At 41.0% G+C, this 18171-nt stretch carries 15 protein-coding genes and 1 pseudogene; 15 read left to right on the top strand and 1 reads right to left on the bottom strand.

Translation table 11 applies throughout. The features are described 5' to 3' along the window. Positions 1–36: 36 nt before the first annotated feature. The 7 genes and pseudogenes from HW278_RS10470 (at position 37) to HW278_RS10445 (ending at position 4956) form a co-directional block, all read left to right on the top strand. On the top strand, positions 37–855 hold the full coding sequence (locus tag HW278_RS10470; protein WP_053580420.1) for an alpha/beta hydrolase: 819 nt from the start codon (positions 37–39) through the stop codon (positions 853–855). A 44-nt stretch (positions 856–899) separates the two neighbouring features. After that, positions 900–1394: a 3'-5' exonuclease gene (locus tag HW278_RS10465; protein WP_178977767.1), complete on the top strand. Its 495-nt coding sequence runs from the start codon at positions 900–902 to the stop codon at positions 1392–1394. A 20-nt stretch (positions 1395–1414) separates the two neighbouring features. Then, positions 1415–1519: pseudogene (locus HW278_RS12750) on the top strand (glyoxalase); the annotation flags it as partial. 117 nt (positions 1520–1636) lie between these two features. Then, positions 1637–2461, top strand: coding sequence for an alpha/beta hydrolase (locus HW278_RS10460; protein ID WP_178977766.1), 825 nt, complete (start codon positions 1637–1639; stop codon positions 2459–2461). A gap of 183 nt (positions 2462–2644) precedes the next feature. After that, positions 2645–3214, top strand: coding sequence for a Crp/Fnr family transcriptional regulator (locus tag HW278_RS10455; RefSeq protein ID WP_178977765.1), 570 nt, complete (start codon positions 2645–2647; stop codon positions 3212–3214). An 80-nt stretch (positions 3215–3294) separates the two neighbouring features. After that, positions 3295–4164 carry a pirin family protein gene (locus HW278_RS10450; protein ID WP_178977764.1) on the top strand — a complete coding sequence of 290 codons (870 nt, stop codon included), beginning with the start codon at positions 3295–3297 and terminating at the stop codon, positions 4162–4164. A 75-nt stretch (positions 4165–4239) separates the two neighbouring features. Continuing rightward, on the top strand, positions 4240–4956 hold the full coding sequence (locus tag HW278_RS10445; protein ID WP_178977763.1) for a pirin family protein: 717 nt from the start codon (positions 4240–4242) through the stop codon (positions 4954–4956). Positions 4957–5066: 110 nt separating this feature from the next. Here HW278_RS10445 and HW278_RS10440 read toward each other — a convergent pair whose 3' ends face one another. Further along, positions 5067–6302 (bottom strand): ketopantoate reductase family protein, encoded by a 1236-nt coding sequence (locus HW278_RS10440; protein ID WP_220389375.1) that lies wholly within the window; start codon positions 6300–6302, stop codon positions 5067–5069. Between the two features lie 115 nt (positions 6303–6417). On the opposite strand from HW278_RS10440, the gene HW278_RS10435 reads away from it, so the two are divergent. The 8 genes from HW278_RS10435 (at position 6418) to sprA (ending at position 18163) form a co-directional block, all read left to right on the top strand. Then, positions 6418–7395, top strand: coding sequence for a hypothetical protein (locus tag HW278_RS10435; RefSeq protein ID WP_178977762.1), 978 nt, complete (start codon positions 6418–6420; stop codon positions 7393–7395). A 301-nt stretch (positions 7396–7696) separates the two neighbouring features. Further along, positions 7697–8311, top strand: a complete 615-nt coding sequence (locus tag HW278_RS10430; protein WP_178977761.1) for an endonuclease III domain-containing protein — start codon at positions 7697–7699, stop codon at positions 8309–8311. Between the two features lie 13 nt (positions 8312–8324). Continuing rightward, a complete protein-coding gene (locus HW278_RS10425; protein WP_178958548.1) occupies positions 8325–8639 on the top strand; it encodes a hypothetical protein in 315 nt (104 codons plus the stop codon). 48 nt (positions 8640–8687) lie between these two features. Continuing rightward, positions 8688–8816 carry a hypothetical protein gene (locus HW278_RS12745; RefSeq protein ID WP_255493615.1) on the top strand — a complete coding sequence of 43 codons (129 nt, stop codon included), beginning with the start codon at positions 8688–8690 and terminating at the stop codon, positions 8814–8816. Positions 8817–8840: 24 nt separating this feature from the next. Continuing rightward, entirely contained in the window at positions 8841–9215 is a 375-nt protein-coding gene (gene crcB, locus HW278_RS10420; RefSeq protein ID WP_178958547.1) for a fluoride efflux transporter CrcB, read from the top strand. 72 nt (positions 9216–9287) lie between these two features. After that, positions 9288–9902: a DUF4230 domain-containing protein gene (locus HW278_RS10415; protein ID WP_009417528.1), complete on the top strand. Its 615-nt coding sequence runs from the start codon at positions 9288–9290 to the stop codon at positions 9900–9902. Positions 9903–9955: 53 nt separating this feature from the next. Further along, on the top strand, positions 9956–10453 hold the full coding sequence (cdd, locus tag HW278_RS10410; protein WP_323984882.1) for a cytidine deaminase: 498 nt from the start codon (positions 9956–9958) through the stop codon (positions 10451–10453). A gap of 627 nt (positions 10454–11080) precedes the next feature. After that, complete coding sequence (sprA, locus tag HW278_RS10405; protein ID WP_178977760.1) at positions 11081–18163, top strand: cell surface protein SprA; 7083 nt, start codon at positions 11081–11083, stop codon at positions 18161–18163. The last annotated feature ends 8 nt before the right edge of the window (positions 18164–18171 follow it).

Below are 18171 nucleotides of genomic sequence, written 5' to 3'. Positions count from 1 at the left end.
TCCCTGTAAAATAATAAACACTAAATATCAGATAAGATGAAAAAAGTATTAACTTTATTGTTCTTAACGACGTTTTTTTGGGCTAATGCCAAAACTGAACCCATAGAGATACAAGGTGCAGTAGGCAAACTCCGAGGGGTGCTTACTACTCCCGACAATTTTAACCAAAAGAAAATCCCCGTGGTGATTATGTTTCACGGTTTTACTGGAAATATCAACGAGAAAATAAACATTACTATAGCCGAAACCCTTGCCAAAGAAGGCATTGCTTCTGTGCGCTTCGACTTCAACGGACACGGGAAAAGCGATGGCGACTTCGAGAAAATGAGCCTCGATAACGAATTAGAAGATGCCCGCCGTATTGTTCAGTATGTTGAACAACTGCCTTTTGTGAGCAAAATAGGCATCTATGGCCATTCACAAGGAGGGCTGATCTCAATATTGCTCAGTTCAGAACTCGGCAAGAGCAAAATCAAGGCAGTGGCAATGCTAGCTCCAGCAGTTATCATTCACGATAATATGTTACAAGGGTCTTTTTTTGGCACTACCTTCGACCCCCTAAATGTCCCCGATAAGGTGAGCCTCTTCTCAGGCAAAATTACTGTAGGCAAGGACTATATTCTTTCAGGGCAACGCATAAAGCCTTTTGAAGCCGCTAAACGTTACAAAGGAAAGGTAAAAATCATTCACGGAACAGGTGATAGAGCTGTACCTTACTCGTATAGTGAATATCTTTTGTATTTCTACAAAAACGCCGAATTAACAATCACTCCAAAAGCCGACCACGTTTTCTCTAACCAAGAAGATATCCCCGCCACCGAGGTAAGTCAATGGATGAAAAAACAACTTAAATAACGTGAGTTCGATATAACACTGACTTTACTTGTTACCTGAATAAAATGAACACTTTCGCAGCCTTAGACTTTGAAACCGCCAACCAATACCGCAGTAGCGTATGCAGTATCGGACTTGTTTTTGTAGAAAATAACGAGATTGTCGATACTTATTACCAACTGATTAAACCTGCACCAAACTTTTATAGTTATTTCAACACCCAAATACACGGTCTTTCGCAGCACGACACCGAAAAAGCACCGCTCTTCCCCGAAGTATGGGCAGAAATATTGCCAAAAATAAAAGATTTACCCCTTGTAGCTCATAATAGTGTGTTTGATGAAGGTTGTTTGCGGGCTGTATTAGCTTATTACGAGCTCCCACAACACACTAATCCTTTCTTTTGTACCTACCGAAAAGCGCGTAAACTCCTCCCACAGCTTGTGAATCACAAGTTAGACACTGTATCCGCTTATTTTGGCTTTGATCTCAAGCAACATCACCACGCCTTAGCCGATGCCGAGGCTTGCGCTCATATCGCTTTAGAACTTTTCAAGTGAAGCTTTGCACCCGTTTATCTATAGCCATAGCGCTTCGCAAAGAGCCTTGGGGCGACCGCCTTTTTGCCATTATAGACCCCAACGGCATCGGAATAGATATCGTGACCTATTCTGCACCTGAGTAAAAATAAAAAATCCCCGCTGAAAGAGAAATCTACCGGAGGGGATTTTTTAATTAGCTAATTTTCTCATTTGCTAATTCGCTAATTCTTCATATCTTTGCCTCAGTAATAAAAGCACTTATGAAAAAGAATATTATAACTTTAGTATTAGTATGTATGGCATTAATACATTCAGTAAAAGCCCAACAAACAGAAGACCTTACCCTACAAGGGGCTAAAGGCAAATTAGCAGCTACCCTACAAACGCCTAAGATAGAGAAAGGCAAAAAGGTGCGAATGGTAATTATCTGTCACGGTTTTGGTGGCGATAAAGAACGTCCCCTATTGCGTACTATCGCCGACAAACTCCAAGAAGCGGGTATCGCCAGTATCCGTTTTGATTTTAATGGTTGTGGCAAAAGCGAAGGACGTTTTCAAGATATGACCGTACTCAACGAAATTGAAGACGCCAAAAAGGTGATAGATTATGCTCAGAAACTCCCTTGGGTGAGTGGCATCAGTATCGTAGGGCATTCTCAGGGAGGTGTAGTAGCCTCGATGGTAGCCGGTGAGCTGAAGAAAAGCATCAAGAGTGTGGCTCTTTGTGCCCCTGCGGCTGTTTTGCGCGATGATGCCCTGCGCGGCAGCACACAAGGCGCTACTTACGACCCACATCATATTCCTGAATATGTAGACCTCCCCAGAGGAATGCGTATGGGACGGGACTATGTTGTAACAGCACAAACGCTTCCTATTTACGAAACTGCCAAAGAGTACAAAGGCGCAGTACTCGTTATTCACGGCACTTGGGATGTGATAGTCCCCTACACCTATGGCGAGCGCTACCACCAAGGGTATAAAAATAGTCGATTAATACTTCTCCCCCAAGTAGACCACGTTTTTTCTACTGAAGAAGCCCGAACCAAAACCGCCGCTGAAATTACGGAATTTATAAAGAAACATTAGAAACAAATCCCCGCTGATAGTATTCTCTACGAGCGGGGATTTTTTAATTCGCTAATTATTCACTACTTTTGCACTCATCAAGAGCACAGATACCCTATCGACACTAGGCTCAAATTACCCCCTAATAATATAGAAATTTCTTATCTGTTTAGGCTTGTTTGACTTTTTATTTATAAAACGCTTATGTTACTCCATTACCTTTCTTCCCTTACTCCCCTTACTGAAAAAGAGAGCGCCCTTATAGACAGTCTCTTTGTAGAACGTACTTTCCGCAAACGCGAAACATTGTGGCAGGAAGGCGACCCTTGTAAGTATTTCTATTTCGTAGAAGAAGGCTGTCTAAAACTCTATAAAGTAGATGACAAAGGAGGTGAACATATCTTCCAATTCGCCACCGAAAACCATTGGCTTACCGATATGAGGAGCTTCCAAGAAAAAACACCTTCCCTACTTACTGCCGAGGCATTGGAAGAAACCTCTACAAGAGCCATTACCTTAGAGAACCTCAACAGATTGTATGAAGAAATCCCTGCGCTAAACCTCGTATTTAGAAAACTCTCCGAACGCAACCAGCAAGTGCTACAAGACCGTATTTTGGAGCTACTCAGCGGGAGTGCACAAGACTGTTATATGTCTTTTTCAAAACATTATCCTCAACTTATTCACCGCTTACCACAAACTCAAATAGCTGCTTTCTTGGGTATTACACCTGAGTTTTTCAGCAAGATGAAAGCCCAATTACTCCGTCAATAGCATTTCTTAATCTACATTAAGGCACAGCTTGTTTTCCTGCCGTACTTTTGCACCCGAAATCATAAAGAAAGGAACAACAAATGAAAACAAGAACTGTAGAATTGGTAGCTTCGCCTCGTGAACCTCACTTTGTAGGCGATGGTTTTAGAGTACATAATTTTATCCCCAGCGGGTTTAGAATGGATATGGAGCGTATGGATCCTTTCATTCTATTAGATTACAATTCCAAATATGAATTTCCTGCTAGTGAAAAGCCTAAAGGCGTAGATGTACACCCTCATCGCGGTTTTGAGACCGTAACTATTGCCTACCAAGGTAGCGTAGCCCATAACGATAGCAACGGAGGCGGTGGCGTTATCAGCCAAGGCGATGTACAATGGATGACCGCTGCCAGTGGCGTACTCCACAAAGAATTTCACGAAAAAGAATGGAGCAAAAAAGGGGGACTCTTCCAAATGGTTCAACTATGGGTGAATTTGCCCGCTCAATACAAGATGTCTGCTCCTAAATATCAGGCTATCAAAAACGCCGATATCCCTCGCTATACAAGTGAAGGCGTAGAAATAGAAGTTATCGCAGGTGATTATAAGGAAGTAGCAGGCATCGCCAGCACTTTCAGCCCTGTAAATATGCTCAATGTGAAATTGAGCAAGGGTGCTACTGCCGATTTTAGCTTCCCAGCACATTACAACACGGCTGTTTTGGTGATAGAAGGCAATGTATTGGTAAACAATACAGATGAAGCCCCTACTGATCACTTTGTACTAATGGAAAATGACGGCGAAACCTTCAGAGTAACCGCTCAAGATGATGCCATTGTATTAGTACTCAGTGGCGAACCGCTCAACGAGCCTATTGTAGCCTACGGACCTTTTGTGATGAACACCCGTGAGGAAATCGTACAAGCCTTTGAAGATGTTAGAGCTGGAAAATTCGGGCACTTAGATTAATTAACCAATTAACTAATCAGCAAGTTAGTTAATTAGCTTATATATCAAACTTAATTTAAAGAAAGGAACAAGAAAATGAAAACCATCTTACACAAAGCTGAAACTCGTGGACACGCTAACCACGGCTGGCTTGATACTTATCACACTTTTAGCTTTGCTAACTATTACAATCCTGAACGCGTGCACTTTGGCGCTCTTAGAGTGATTAACGACGATACCGTAGCTGGGGGAATGGGCTTTAGCAAACACCCTCACCGCGATATGGAAATCATCTCTATTCCTACCGAAGGCGACCTTCGTCACGGCGATAGTATGGGCAACCAAGGCATCATTAGCAAGGGAGAAATACAAGTAATGAGTGCGGGTACTGGCATTATGCACTCCGAAATAAATGGCAATAGCAATAAGCCCGTGAAATTCTTCCAGATTTGGGTAGTGCCCAACAAGATGAATGTAGAGCCTCGTTACGCAGAAATGGAAATTGCCAGTGAAGCCAAACCTAACGATTTCCAACAAATCGTTTCTCCAAACCCCGACGATGCAGGTTTGTGGATACACCAAGACGCTTGGTTCAATTTAGCGAACTTCACCGCTGGAAATGCTAAGGAATACCGCTTGCACAATGCTTCCAATGGCGTGTATGTATTCGTCATCAGCGGACAGGCGAAAATAGGCGACCAAGTGCTTGATGCACGCGATGGTTTAGGTATTACCGAAACCGAGGCATTCACCTTGGAAGCTACCACCAACAGTGAAATCCTCCTTATGGAAGTACCGATGTTGGAATTATAAGATAATGAGCCAATTTGTTAATTAACAAAGTAACAAATTATGCCCTCCCCGCTTGTAGAGAAATCTATTGGCGGGGAGTTTTATGTTATACTAGACCTTAGGTATTTCCATTACATTGGTAACTTACTGCAATTTTTATAGAACAAAGGTGCTTCTATACCTTTTTTCTTACCTTCTTCATACACGCACTTGCATACATATAATAAGTCGGGGAGATTGTTGTGGAGGGTCATTATTTTTTGGGTAAGGATATTGTTGGCGAACATTCTTTTCATCAAAGGTGCTGAAAGGAAAGTAGGCAATTTGTAAGGTAGTAACTCGTTGTTGTAGTGTTTTAGTACCACCCCTCGTGAGGCTACTATCTTCACTGTTTCACGTACCGATTTTACGGCTTGCTTCAGTAGTTTGGCAGACTGCATTAGCTTCTCGGCTGCCTCAGTAGTTTGTGCATTATTGCTATAATTTTCTATTGTAGTACTTGCTACCGAAATAACTCCCGCATTAATAGCCAGATGTAACCATATCCATTCGAGCATATCGTAAGGGTGTTCTAAGGCTATGTGGCAATCGCTAAATAGCTTTACTAAATCGTCATAATTATTGATAGTAGTTTTTGCTTTGCTCTCCAGCATAAAATGGTCAAACAGACAAGCATTAAGGGTCTCACCTTCTAAGTTGCCTCCTGCTACGGGATAACCCAATACATAAGGACGATTGCCTAAGAGTTTTTCCAGATAATTCTTATCTTCCCAAATGCCACAAGCAATGAGCAGTGTTCCTGTAATATGCTCTCTATTGAGTTCTTCTATCACACTTGCCAATTTTCCAGAAGGTACCGCAATGAAGATAAAATCATACTCTTTTTCTGTGGCGCGCTCAATAGAATAGCTATCGGTATACGAAAGTCCTTTCTTGTGTCCACGCCCGTCCAAGATATGAACGTTTAAAGTGTGTATGTTATTCTTTTTACTGTCTTTTCTAAGATAATGTGTTACTGTGTGTCCTGCTTTAGAAAACACATAGCCGTAAATAGAGCCTATAACGCCTATGCCTATTACTAAGATTTTCATAGTGTTTTTTTTATCTAAGGACAAAGGTATAAAATTATTATCATCCCCTTCTATTTCCTCAAAATACCTATCCAAATGGTAGTATATTCCCATATCTTCATCAGAAGTATCACGTAATACCATAAACTGACAATTTTTCTCGGCATTGACAAATACAAAATTGTGTTCGCCATAGTAAGTTTGGTATCCTTCTCTTACTAACGACCAAACTTCACCCGCTTTAAAATTGAAAATATCATTTTTTACCCGATAGCTCTTTTCTACTTGTAATTCCATAATATGTTTTTTTTAAGGCACAAAGATAATAATAATTAGTCAATTTGCTAATTAGCTAATTAGCAAATTATTTACTACCTTTGCCGAGTAAATAGATAGCAAAAAAGAAAAGGATATGAGCGATTTTAAACTAACACTTTTGAGAAAATGGGAATTTGACAATGAATTCTCATTTGTTTATGCTTCAACTTTACTACCCAATGGCACTGCTGTAATCCTAACTTCCGATCATACCGATTGGCATAAATATTACGCCCTTGTTCTTTCAACCGAAGGCGTCAAAAAGATTCCTATTGAATATACCCCAACATCCAACAGAGATTATCCTATGCTCTTCAGATATAAAGAAGGGTTTGGCATCATCATTTCGGCAAAAGAAGTGCAATATTACTCAGATATGCATTCGTCTCCAGCACTCATTCCGGTAAAAAATAAATCATTACTCAGATATAACATTGTACCAGAGAAGGCAGAACAGCGATATTTTCAAAATATATCCGATAGCCAAATAATTCCCGTTTGCTTTGAAAATGAAGTTTATTACGGCAATGCAAGATGTTTTGCCCTTTTAGAATTTGATGATACAGCCAAAACTGCCAAATGGAAATCTTTTTCTTACATAGATAAAAAAGCATTTACACATCGTGACAACAGAACCTCCGACACCCCAAAAATAGACAGTCTTAAAATATCGGATAAAAAAATCTACGCCTTCATTCCGGGTGAAAGCGCTTCATCGGTTAATAAATGGGGAATGGATTATTATGCACTCGCACAAATCTCTGCCGAAGGGAAGGTCATCGAGAAAATTATTGAATCGGACAATTTGCATACCGATCATAAAAAACGCGGTGTTAATGGCTGTTTCACAGACTCAGAATATGTGATACTAACACCTGTTTTTAAAACCGATGAATGGAAGGGCAACCAAAAAGTCTTTTCGCTCACCACACGCGAATATGGCAATATTTTCTTACCTAAAGGAATGACAAAACACAAACTCCAAAATATCACAGGCGAACTTTGCTTAACCTCTCTTTTCGACAGAGGTTTAAAAGAAATATCTTTGTGTAATTACAATAACTTAACGTGAGTTCGACGTAAGAAAAGTGTAGCTTACGCTACAGAAATCTTACAAATCTTAAAAAAATCAAACAAATAGGCAACAAGTTGCCTTTAGACACATACTCTGCTATGCCAGCTCGCAGACTACACACAGATTACACGGATTGCACGGATAGTCTTTCAATTGACAATTGATAATTGACAAATGTGATGGGCACGAATTGGCAACTGCGTTGCTGGATTTCACAGATTACAATATAAATGCAACTGTAAATCAGTATTATATATATCGAATTGACATTAACTTATAAAAACACCTTAGGCATTTTATGTCTCAAAAAATCAAAGTTTTCAATAAATTATTAGCCCATTATGGCAAGCAATATTGGTGGAATGACCCCAATCGCATTACCGACTGGATTTCGATGATTCTCATTCAGCAAACCACCCAACAGAATACCGAAAAAGCCCTTGCTAACTTAGAGGGTAACTTATCAGTAGAGGCTTTACACGCTATGGAACTGAACACTTTGCAGGAATATATACGTCCGGCAGGCTTCTACAAGCAGAAAAGCACTTACATCAAAGCCCTTATAGAATGGTATGTGTCGCACGGGGCTTCTTTAACAGTGTTTGAAAACGCTACTACTGAGGAGCTTCGCAAGGAACTGCTCTCTATCAAAGGTGTAGGCGAAGAAACTGCCGATGCAATGTTGTTGTACATTTTTGAGCGAAAAGTGTTCATAGCCGACCAGTACGCTATACGACTTTTGAACCGCCTGAATCTCTCTTCTGCACAAACCTATAAAGCTCTCCGCGAAGAGTGTATGCCCTTAGTGGCTAAAATTCCCTTAGAAACCTGCCAAGAATGGCACGCTGTGATTGATGTACACGGCAAGGCTTACCGCAAAGGTTTTACTGATGAACAATGGCTGATAGAGTAATAAATAAAAAATTATGAGCAAAATATGGAAAAATATCATTGCCCAAACACAAGAAGAAGTAAAGGCAACTTTTCAAGAACTATACGCTTCTGTAGATTTCGGAGCTTATATAGCCCCGAAAGATTACTTTGTGTCTTACATCTTTAAAACAGAGGAAGAACTGAGCAAAGCAAAGGAAACAGGCTTACTGCAAAAGATAAACAACTATCACCAAAAACTATTGCGTGAGCAACAATACCCTGAGGAAGGTATAAAGGACTGTACTTTTGCCTCTCAGGAAGATTGCGACAAAGAGTGGAACGGAAATTGGTATTATTATTACAAGTAAACAAACAACATCACAGCGAACTATCAAGAGAAGATAAAAATAAAACAAGTGGAAAATATAAAGTTCTCCGAAGAGCTAGTGGACAGAGAAGATTTCTTCTTTGTAGGCTATTGCGAAGCCCTCGAAACTCATTTAATGACGGTTTTTGTGAGTTGGGCAGGCGATAAACAAATCTAACAGTATTAACAAATAATTGTAAGTATGATAAAATCAGTTTTAATAGTAGGGCTTGGGAGCTTTATGGGCGGAGTTTTTCGTTATGTGCTTTCAGTAGGATTGAGCAGATGGGGTAAAATATTGTCCTTCCCCATAAGTATTTTTATGGTAAATATATTGGGGTGTTTCTTGATAGGAATACTCTACGGTTATTTCAAGAATAAAGAAGTAGATAGCTATTTAGTTTTATTACTAATGACAGGCATTTTGGGAGGCTTCACCACGTTTTCTACTTTTTCATTGGAAGTACTGCAATTATTTCAGCAAAATGAACTACTAAAAGCTACTTTTTATATAGTAGGAAGCGTAGGATTAGGAATTTTGGCGTGCTTTTTGGGATACATTATAGGCAATAGATAAAAGGTAATAGATTAAACTAGCAATAGCTGGTATTTAAATAAGAAGTTTATACATTAAGAGATATATACGACAATGAAGAAATTTTTGTTAGGAGTAGCTGTGGCTGTAGTAGCCTTGCTATTAATAAAGTATTTTACTGATAAGAAAGAAGACAAAGAGAGATTGGAGGCTGATACGGCTCTGATACAAACGCAAATAGCCAACGTAAGCAAGTTGGTTGTTACTGAAGGACATTTTGCAGAAGTACTCTCGTATACCGATACTCAAAAGTACTTTATGGATTTGCTTTCGTTTGATAAGAAAATCCTCACAGTAGTAAATGCTGATGTAACAGTAGCTTACGACCTGCACAAAATCAGCTATGAGGTAAACGAAGAGCAAAAGAAAGTCATCATTAAATCGTTACCAGAGGCAGAGGTAAAGATATACCCAACGATGAAATATTACGACGTGAGCCAGAGTCAGGTGAACCCTTTTACTCCTGCCGATGTAGAGAAGATACAGAAGAAGGTAAAAGCCGAGTTGGAACGCAAAGTGAATGCTTCAACCCTAAGGAGCAATGCCGAAAATCGATTGCTTACCGAACTTTCTAACCTTATTTTTGCTACCCGAGCTGTGGGCTGGACGTTAGAGTACCAAAATACGCCTATTGAGAGTAGAGAAGATTTTAAAATGCTGAAACCATAACAAAAGTGTATTAGTTTTGATTATTTTCTGTATATTTGCCCCATAAATCAAATATTGAATATTCACTTATGAAAACGGAAAAACAATTAAATATTAAATATAGCGTTTTTGAGGGGGTTACTGACCTGCCAAAAAAAGCACAAGAACTAATGCAACAAGCCATTATGGCTAGAGAAAATGCTTATGCTCCTTACTCGAAATTTAAAGTAGGAGCGGCGGTTCGTCTTAAAAACGGACAGATTTTCATAGGTTCTAATCAGGAGAATGCCGCTTATCCGTCGGGGTTATGTGCTGAAAGAGTGGCTATTTATCAGGCTTCTACCCAATGTCCTGATGAAGAAATAGAGATGATTGCTATTTCGGGCACTGCCGAAGACCCTACTTGTTACCCTGTTTCTCCGTGTGGAGCGTGTAGGCAATCACTTTCAGAATACGAGACTAAGCAGAAAAAGCTAATCCCTGTTTATTTTATGGGAGCAGAAGGGAATATCATCAGAACAGCTTCTATCAAAGATTTACTACCTTTCCTTTTTGACGGTAGTTTGATGTAAAAGTGCGAGCCACAAGGGCAGGTGAGAGTTAATAGATAAACGTGAAAAAGAAATATAAAGAGTAACTGCTATAAGGCAATGGTATGAAAAACCATTGCCTTATTTTTTGCAAAAGAGAGGGATTTACAAAAGTGCATTATCGGAGTATTTCGGATATATACGGAAGATATCGAAGATAGGGTTATGGTATAGTTAGCTTATAGAAAGCTTATAGGAAGCTTATACGAATCTTGGACGATTGTTATAGAAAGGGTATATAAGTGGTTAATAATGAGAGGGTAAGAACAGATATTAAAAAGTTAAAAAATGTTAATTAAGCGAAGAGTAAAGAGGGGAAAAACGAAAGTGAAGAGCGAGTTGGGAGGGGGAAGGTGATTTCAACTGGGGTGGTTATCCATTTGAAAGGCGAAGGTAGGATAATGATAAGATAGGGTGAAGGTGAAGTATATTTAAAAAAATAATTTACACATTTGGTGTAGAAAAAAAGTGATATCCTTTGCTAATTATACTTTATTTTATATTTTTGCACCAAATTACATTATCTCATAATGTACCTATCTGCCAAAAAAGAGGTTATAACGTTATAGCAATAATTTGGTTTATAGGTGTTTAATTATTTCTTATAAGATGTCAGTAAAGCAACGTTTAACCTTATTTCTACTACTTTTAGCAGGATTCAGTGTTCAAGCACAAGTAACCCCTACGACCCAAACCGCTACGAGTACTCAAACTGAGACGACTGTGCGGAATGGCATTGGGCGTATAGGGTTAGAGCAACCTAAAAGCATTGTGTATCAGTACACCTATAACCCGACGCTCGACCGCTATGTATACACTGAGAAATTAGGGAATTACGACCTTTCTACCCCTATGTTTCTCACGGTACAACAATATGAAAACTTGGTGTTGCGTGAGCGTATGAAGGAATACTACCGAACTAAATTGGACGCCATAGGCGATACCCAAAGCAATACTGCCGATAAGAAAAAAACGCAACGCGACCTCTTGCCCGAATTATACGTAAATTCTGACTTTTTTGAAAGCGTGTTCGGGGGACGCAATATAGAACTGATTCCGCAGGGAAGTGTAGGGGTAGATTTAGGTGTACGCTATACGCGCAACGACAACCCCGTAGTGAGTCCGCGTTACCGCAGTTCGTGGGGCTTAGATTTTGAACAGCGCATCAGCTTAGGGCTTACCGGTAAGATAGGTACACGCCTAACACTTAACGCTCAGTACGACACACAAGCCTCTTTTGATTTCCAAAATGTATTTAAATTAGAATATACCCCTGATGAAGACGATATCGTACAAAAAATAGAATTGGGTAATATCTCAATGCCGATGTCTAACTCACTCATCACAGGTTCGCAGAGCCTTTTCGGGGTGAAGACAGAACTTAAATTTGGGCGTACTACTGTCACGGGTGTTTTCTCTGAACAGAAATCGGAGCGCAAGACCGTAAGTGCCCAAGGCAGTGGTACTATTACAGAGTTTGAATTTTCGGCTCTTGACTACGACGAAAACCGCAACTACTTCCTGGCACAGTTCTTCCGTGATAACTACGACCGCGCTTTAGAAAACTACCCATTTATCAATAGTAAAGTGCAAATTACCCGTTTGGAGGTGTGGGTAACCAACCGCAATAGCCGTATGGGGAATATCCGCAATATCTTGGCTGTACAAGACTTAGGTGAACCCAAAATGGAGAATACGCGTTTGGGAAATAAAGCAGGAGCTAGCTTCTTTAATGCTACTACCAATAATATGCCTGCCAATGGGGCTAACAAATACGACCCTACACGTTTGGGCACGCCAAATTCGGTACTTACGAGTGCTATTCGGGATGTGGCTACGGTACAACAAGGTTTTGGCACGAACAGCTCCTACGTGAGTCAGGGTTACGACTACGCCGTTATAGAGAACGCTCGTAAACTTGAAGAGGGAGTGGACTATAAAGTAGATACCAAACTCGGTTATATATCGCTGAACACAGCCCTTAGTAGCGATGAGGTATTGGCGGTGGCTTATCAATATACCTACGGTAGCCAAGTGTATCAAGTGGGTGAGTTTGCCAACGACGGTATCTCGGCAACTACCAATCAGTTCTACGGAGGTGGTAACAATGCGATTACCAACAACCTTTTGGTGTTGAAGATGCTTAAAAGTAACCGCCTGAATGTGAAAGACCCTATTTGGGATTTGATGATGAAGAACGTGTATTCAGTAGGTTCAGCACAGCTTTCACCAGAAGATTTCCGTATGAATATCTTCTACTCCAACCCCTCCCCTATTAACTATATCGAAAAAGTAAACAATAACGGTTGGCCTACCGGATTGGAAGACCGTATTTTGTTAAATCTCTTCAACTTCGACCGCCTCAACAAATACAACGACCCTCAGCCAGGTGGTGACGGGTTCTTTGATTTTGTTCCGGGCATTACCGTAGACGAACAATACGGAAAAATATTCTTTACCAAAGTAGAGCCTTTTGGTGAATACCTCTACAACACCTTAGGTGGTGGTGCAAATTACGACGACCCTGCAACTTATAATGACAACCAACGAAAATACGTATATACTTCACTATACAAAAATACGAAAACCCAAGCCCAGATGGACGGTGATAAGAATAAGTTCCAAATGAAAGGACGCTATAAGTCATCGGGAAGAAGGGGGATTTCGTTGGGGGCTTTCAATGTGCCTCGTGGTTCAGTAACTGTGATTGCAGGTGGGCGTATACTGGTAGAAGGGTTAGACTATTTAGTAGACTATCAATCAGGAATTGTGGAGATTATCAATCCGAGTCTTGAAGCCAGCAACTTGCCCATACAGGTTTCAGTAGAGAACAACCTGATTTTCGGTGGGCAAACCACCCGCTTTATGGGCGTGAATGTGGAACACAAATTCAACGATAAATTTATCATCGGGGGTTCCATCGTGAACCTACGCGAACGACCTTATACTCAAAAGACCAGCTACGGACAAGAAGCCGTAAACAATACTATCTTCGGTTTTGGAGGAACTTACTCTACTGAGCTACCTTTCCTCACTCGGTGGGTAAACCGTATTCCTACGATTAAGAGCGATGCGCCGTCGAATCTATCTATACGAGGTGAATTTGCTTACCTAAGAGCCGGCACCCCTAAGGCAGATGATTTTGACGGGGAAACTACCGTGTACTTAGACGACTTTGAGGCAGCGCAAGCCACTATTGATATGCGTTCGCCCCTTGCGTGGAAATTGGCGAGCACGCCTTTGGAATTTGGACAAGGCAGTGGTACAGCTTCGCGCACCCTATACGGTAATGGGCCTGATGACCCCGATAACCTACGCAATGGTTATGGGCGTGCTAAACTGTCGTGGTATACCATAGACCCTGTGTTCTATTCAAACCAAAAGCCTTCGGAGATAAGTAGTAGCGAAATCTCTAAGAATAGTACGCGTCGTATTTTTATAGAAGAAATCTTCCCACAACAGCAATTAGCCCAAGGACAATCGTTAGTACAAACTACCTTAGACTTAGCTTATTACCCTAACGTAAAAGGCCCTTATAACAACGACCCAAGTTTTGCTTCTCGTACCCAAAACGACAAATGGGCAGGGATTATGCGCGGTATGAGCTATTCGGATTTTCAAGAAAGTAACATAGAGTTCTTGCAGTTCTGGGTGATGGATCCTTATTATTCAGGTGAATACAGTGGTAATGGAGAATTGGTTTTCAACTTAGGAAATATATCAGAAGACGTACTTAAAGACGGTAGGAAACAATACGAAAACGGCTTACCAGGACTTTCTTCTACCTCAAGTGTTAATACCTCGTCTTGGGGTAAAGTACCTGCGGCACAATCACTGATATATGCTTTTGATGACAACTCATCTAACCGTGCCTTGCAAGATATAGGATTAGATGGACTCAACGACACCGAAGAATCGAGAATATACAACAATAACGTAGCTACCTCACCTAACGACCCTGCGATGGATAACTACGAATACTTTTTGGCGCGTAGTGGTGGTATCTTAAACCGTTATTACAACTACAATGGTACGCAAGGAAACTCGTCTGTGGCAGTAACTAATACGAACAGAGGTTCGACCACAATTCCTGATTATGAAGATATCAACGGTGATTATACGATGAACACCGCCAACAACTACCTTGAATACAGAGTGCGTATTAAACCTAATATCACCACTGCTGACCCTTATGTGAATGATATTCGCGTGGTATCGGTAGAAGCACCTAACGGGCAACAAGTAAGTGCCCGCTGGATACAGTTTAAAATACCGATTGCCAGCGGTGAGATGTGGCGAGAAGGGTTCCAATATCCATTGAACAACAACGACAAGATGGATATCATCAACTCGATGACCCATATGCGTATGTACCTTACAGGTTTCCCTCAAGAAATGCTATTACGCTTTGGTACACTTGACCTTATTCGGGGTGATTGGCGTTATTACAACTATACCCTCAGCACCGATAAGGACGACCCAAGTGATGACGGCACCAAAGTAGAAATCAATTCAGTAAACTTAATTGAGAACGAAACTCGTCAGCCTATCCCTTACCGTATGCCACCAGGGGTACGCCGTGAGCGTATTAATACCAACAACACCTTGGTAGAACAAAACGAGCAAGCTTTATCTTACATAGTGGATAACCTTGAAAACAACGATAGTAGGGCGGTATACAAGGCAATGCGCTTTGACCTTCGACAATACAAGTATATCAAGATGTTTGTACACGCTGAAGCCTATAAGAACAAACCGCTGAGCGATAATCAGGCAGTGGCTTTCTTGCGGGTAGGTACTGACTTTAACGACAACTATTACCAAGTGGAAGTACCCTTACAGGTAACGCCTGCGGGTGCTTCGACAGAGCAACTGATATGGCCACAAAACAACCAATTGGTTATCCCAATGGACGTGCTCACCAAGTTAAAAGCTATCAGCATACGCAACCAAACAATGAGTGATGCGGTATACTACGATGCAAACTTCAATGTAGTACCTGAGAGTGCGCCACACGTAGCGGGACAAAACCGTTATGTAATCAAAGGGAATCCGTCGCTCGGTAGTGTAAGAGCCGTAATGATAGGGGTGAAAAACGTATCGGGCAGTAATGGACTGAGTGGGGAATATTGGTTCAACGAATTGCGTGTAGCCGAATTGGAAAACCACGGCGGTTGGGCAGCCGTAGGCTCTCTTGATGCGAATGCCTCTGAACTAATGAACATCTCGGCTACAGGACGTATGCATACCGTAGGTTTTGGAGCGGTAGACCAAGCTCCTAATCAGCGCGCCTTAGAAAGTACCCGCGAATACGATGTAATGATGAACATCAATGCGGGGAAACTGCTCCCTCCTAAGTGGAATATGCAAATACCGGTAGGTTTGAATCACTCGCAGAAACTCTCGACCCCAGAGTACGACCCCGTATATCAAGACATCAAATTAGAAGACCGATTGGACGTAGCACAAAACGCACGCGAGCGAGAAATTATTAAAGAACAAGCGGAAGATTATACACTAAGACGCGGTATTAACCTCATCGGGGTGAAGAAAAACTTAGGCGAAGGACAGAAAAACCGTATTTACAACATAGAGAACTTTACTTTTAACTACGCTTACAACGAGAAGAACCACCGCGATTACGAGTTGCGTTACGAAGATGAACAACAAGTGCGCGCAGGCTTTATGTACAACTATACTTTCAAACCTACTGCCGTAGAGCCTTTCAAGAAAAGTAGTAAGTTTGCTAATAAGCGCTATTGGCAATGGTTAGCAGATGTAAACTTAAACATTCTGCCTACCAGCATTATGTTTACTAGTGATATCAATCGTTCTTTCACCAAGCAATTGTTCCGCGATGTACATTTTGATGGTGTGAATGCAAATCAGCAAAAAGCACTCCCTGAGCTACAACAGCGCAATTACCAGATGAATCACCAATACGCTATTAACTACAATTTGACTAAATCATTGCGATTAAACTTTAATGCTACTAATAACAGTATCATTCGCAACTACTATGTGTACGATGGCAATGGCGATATATCAGGCATTAATAAAGAAGTATCACTTTGGTCAGATTTCTGGGATTTAGGAACTCCAGACCACTTCTTCTCGAAGTTCCAAGTGAACTACGATTTACCTTTTAGTAAGTTCCCTTTCTTTGAATTTATGAAAGCTAACTATACTTATTCTGGTGATTTCGACTATCAGCGCGGTTCACAAACTCTCTTACAATTGGCACGCCAAGAAGTAAACACCTTGCAAAACGGCAATACGCATAACTTTACAGCAAACCTTACTTTCGACCAGCTGTATCGTTACTTAGGCGTAAAAGCTACTCCAAGAGGAGAAAAAGCCAGTGTAGCTAAAACTTTCTTGACAATGCTCAAAACAGTAGGAGTGAACTACTCAGTTACCAATGCCCGCACCATACCAGGATATACGCAACAAGTGGGCTTCTTAGGTACCTTTAAACCATCGGCAGGCTTTATGTTTGGCGATCAAACTGACTTGCGTTACGAGATGGCAAAACGCGGTTACCTTACTGAGTTTCCTGATTTCAACGACCAATACATCAAATCACAAGAAAAACAACTATTGCTTACGGCTAATTTGCAACCTATCCCTGATTTGCAAATCAACTTAAAGGCTAATCGTCAGTATACCGAGAACTATACTGAAACCTTTGAAGTGCGCAACTTTGTTTATAATCCATTAGTAGGTAACCAAGTAGGTAGCTTCAATATCTCTACCAACTTGATAGCTACTACCTTTAATAAGATTGATGAATACAAGTCGGAAGCCTTTGAACGTTTCAAAGAAAACCGACTTACCGTAGCACGTCGTTTGGCTGAGGCGCGCGGTTTGAATCCAGCTAGCGTAGATGCAGAAGGTTACCCTATAGGTTATAGCAAAAAGAGCCAAGCAGTGATGATACCAGCTTTCTTTGCAGCCTATTCAGGAAGTAGCGCCAGTGGCGTATCGCTTGACGCTTTCAAGAATATTCCTATCCCTGAGTGGAATATACGCTATACCGGACTAATGCGCGTAGAGTTTATCAAGAATACTTTCCGTCGTTTCTCATTGGCACACGGTTATCGTGCTAGCTACTCGCTTAGTGAGTTCCGCACTAACTTAGAATATGAACCGGCTAACCCTAATAAAACGAACGTAGCAGGTGATTTTCTCAATGAGAAACTCTATTCTACCGTTACTCTCGCTGAGCAGTTCAATCCGCTTATTAGGGCAGATATGGAATTCAAAAACTCTATGAGCTTCTTGGCAGAATTCAACCGAGACCGCACTATTTCTATCAGTTTAGATAATGATTACCTAACTGAGATTCTCAAACGCGAATACAAATTCGGGGTAGGATACCGATTTAAAGATTTGCGTTTCGTTACCCGAGTAAATGGTAATCTCACTACCTTGAAGAGCGATTTAGTACTGAAAGGCACTCTTTCTTACCTCAATGAGTTTACGGTAATACGCAATATGGAAATATTCAACAACCAAGTAACAGCAGGACAAACCTCGTGGTTGGGTAACCTCACTGCCGAGTATGCCCTTACTCGTAACCTTTTGGCATCGTATTATTTCCAATACAATTTCTCTAAATCGGCTATCTCAACTGCCTTCCCAATGACGACTATTCGCACAGGACTTTCAGTGAAATATACCTTTCAATAATTAGCTGA

The organism is Capnocytophaga sp. oral taxon 902 (assembly GCF_013394735.1).
GTDB classification, from domain to species: domain Bacteria; phylum Bacteroidota; class Bacteroidia; order Flavobacteriales; family Flavobacteriaceae; genus Capnocytophaga; species Capnocytophaga ochracea.
The sequence above is the reverse complement of the archived record's forward strand: the minus strand, read 5'-3'. Positions and strand labels throughout refer to the sequence as shown.

Excerpts from the sequence above, each read along its gene's own strand:
- HW278_RS10460 (WP_178977766.1), top strand. The coding sequence starts at position 1,637 with ATGAAAAAGAATATTATAACTTTAGTATTAGTATGTATGGCATTAATA.
- HW278_RS10415 (WP_009417528.1), top strand. The coding sequence starts at position 9,288 with ATGAAGAAATTTTTGTTAGGAGTAGCTGTGGCTGTAGTAGCCTTGCTA.
- HW278_RS10435 (WP_178977762.1), top strand. The coding sequence starts at position 6,418 with ATGAGCGATTTTAAACTAACACTTTTGAGAAAATGGGAATTTGACAAT.
- HW278_RS10470 (WP_053580420.1), top strand. The coding sequence starts at position 37 with ATGAAAAAAGTATTAACTTTATTGTTCTTAACGACGTTTTTTTGGGCT.
- HW278_RS10440 (WP_220389375.1), bottom strand. The coding sequence starts at position 6,302 with ATGGAATTACAAGTAGAAAAGAGCTATCGGGTAAAAAATGATATTTTC.
- HW278_RS10450 (WP_178977764.1), top strand. The coding sequence starts at position 3,295 with ATGAAAACAAGAACTGTAGAATTGGTAGCTTCGCCTCGTGAACCTCAC.
- HW278_RS10455 (WP_178977765.1), top strand. The coding sequence starts at position 2,645 with ATGTTACTCCATTACCTTTCTTCCCTTACTCCCCTTACTGAAAAAGAG.
- HW278_RS10465 (WP_178977767.1), top strand. The coding sequence starts at position 900 with ATGAACACTTTCGCAGCCTTAGACTTTGAAACCGCCAACCAATACCGC.
- HW278_RS10430 (WP_178977761.1), top strand. The coding sequence starts at position 7,697 with ATGTCTCAAAAAATCAAAGTTTTCAATAAATTATTAGCCCATTATGGC.
- HW278_RS10425 (WP_178958548.1), top strand. The coding sequence starts at position 8,325 with ATGAGCAAAATATGGAAAAATATCATTGCCCAAACACAAGAAGAAGTA.
- HW278_RS10445 (WP_178977763.1), top strand. The coding sequence starts at position 4,240 with ATGAAAACCATCTTACACAAAGCTGAAACTCGTGGACACGCTAACCAC.
- sprA (WP_178977760.1), top strand. The coding sequence starts at position 11,081 with ATGTCAGTAAAGCAACGTTTAACCTTATTTCTACTACTTTTAGCAGGA.
- crcB (WP_178958547.1), top strand. The coding sequence starts at position 8,841 with ATGATAAAATCAGTTTTAATAGTAGGGCTTGGGAGCTTTATGGGCGGA.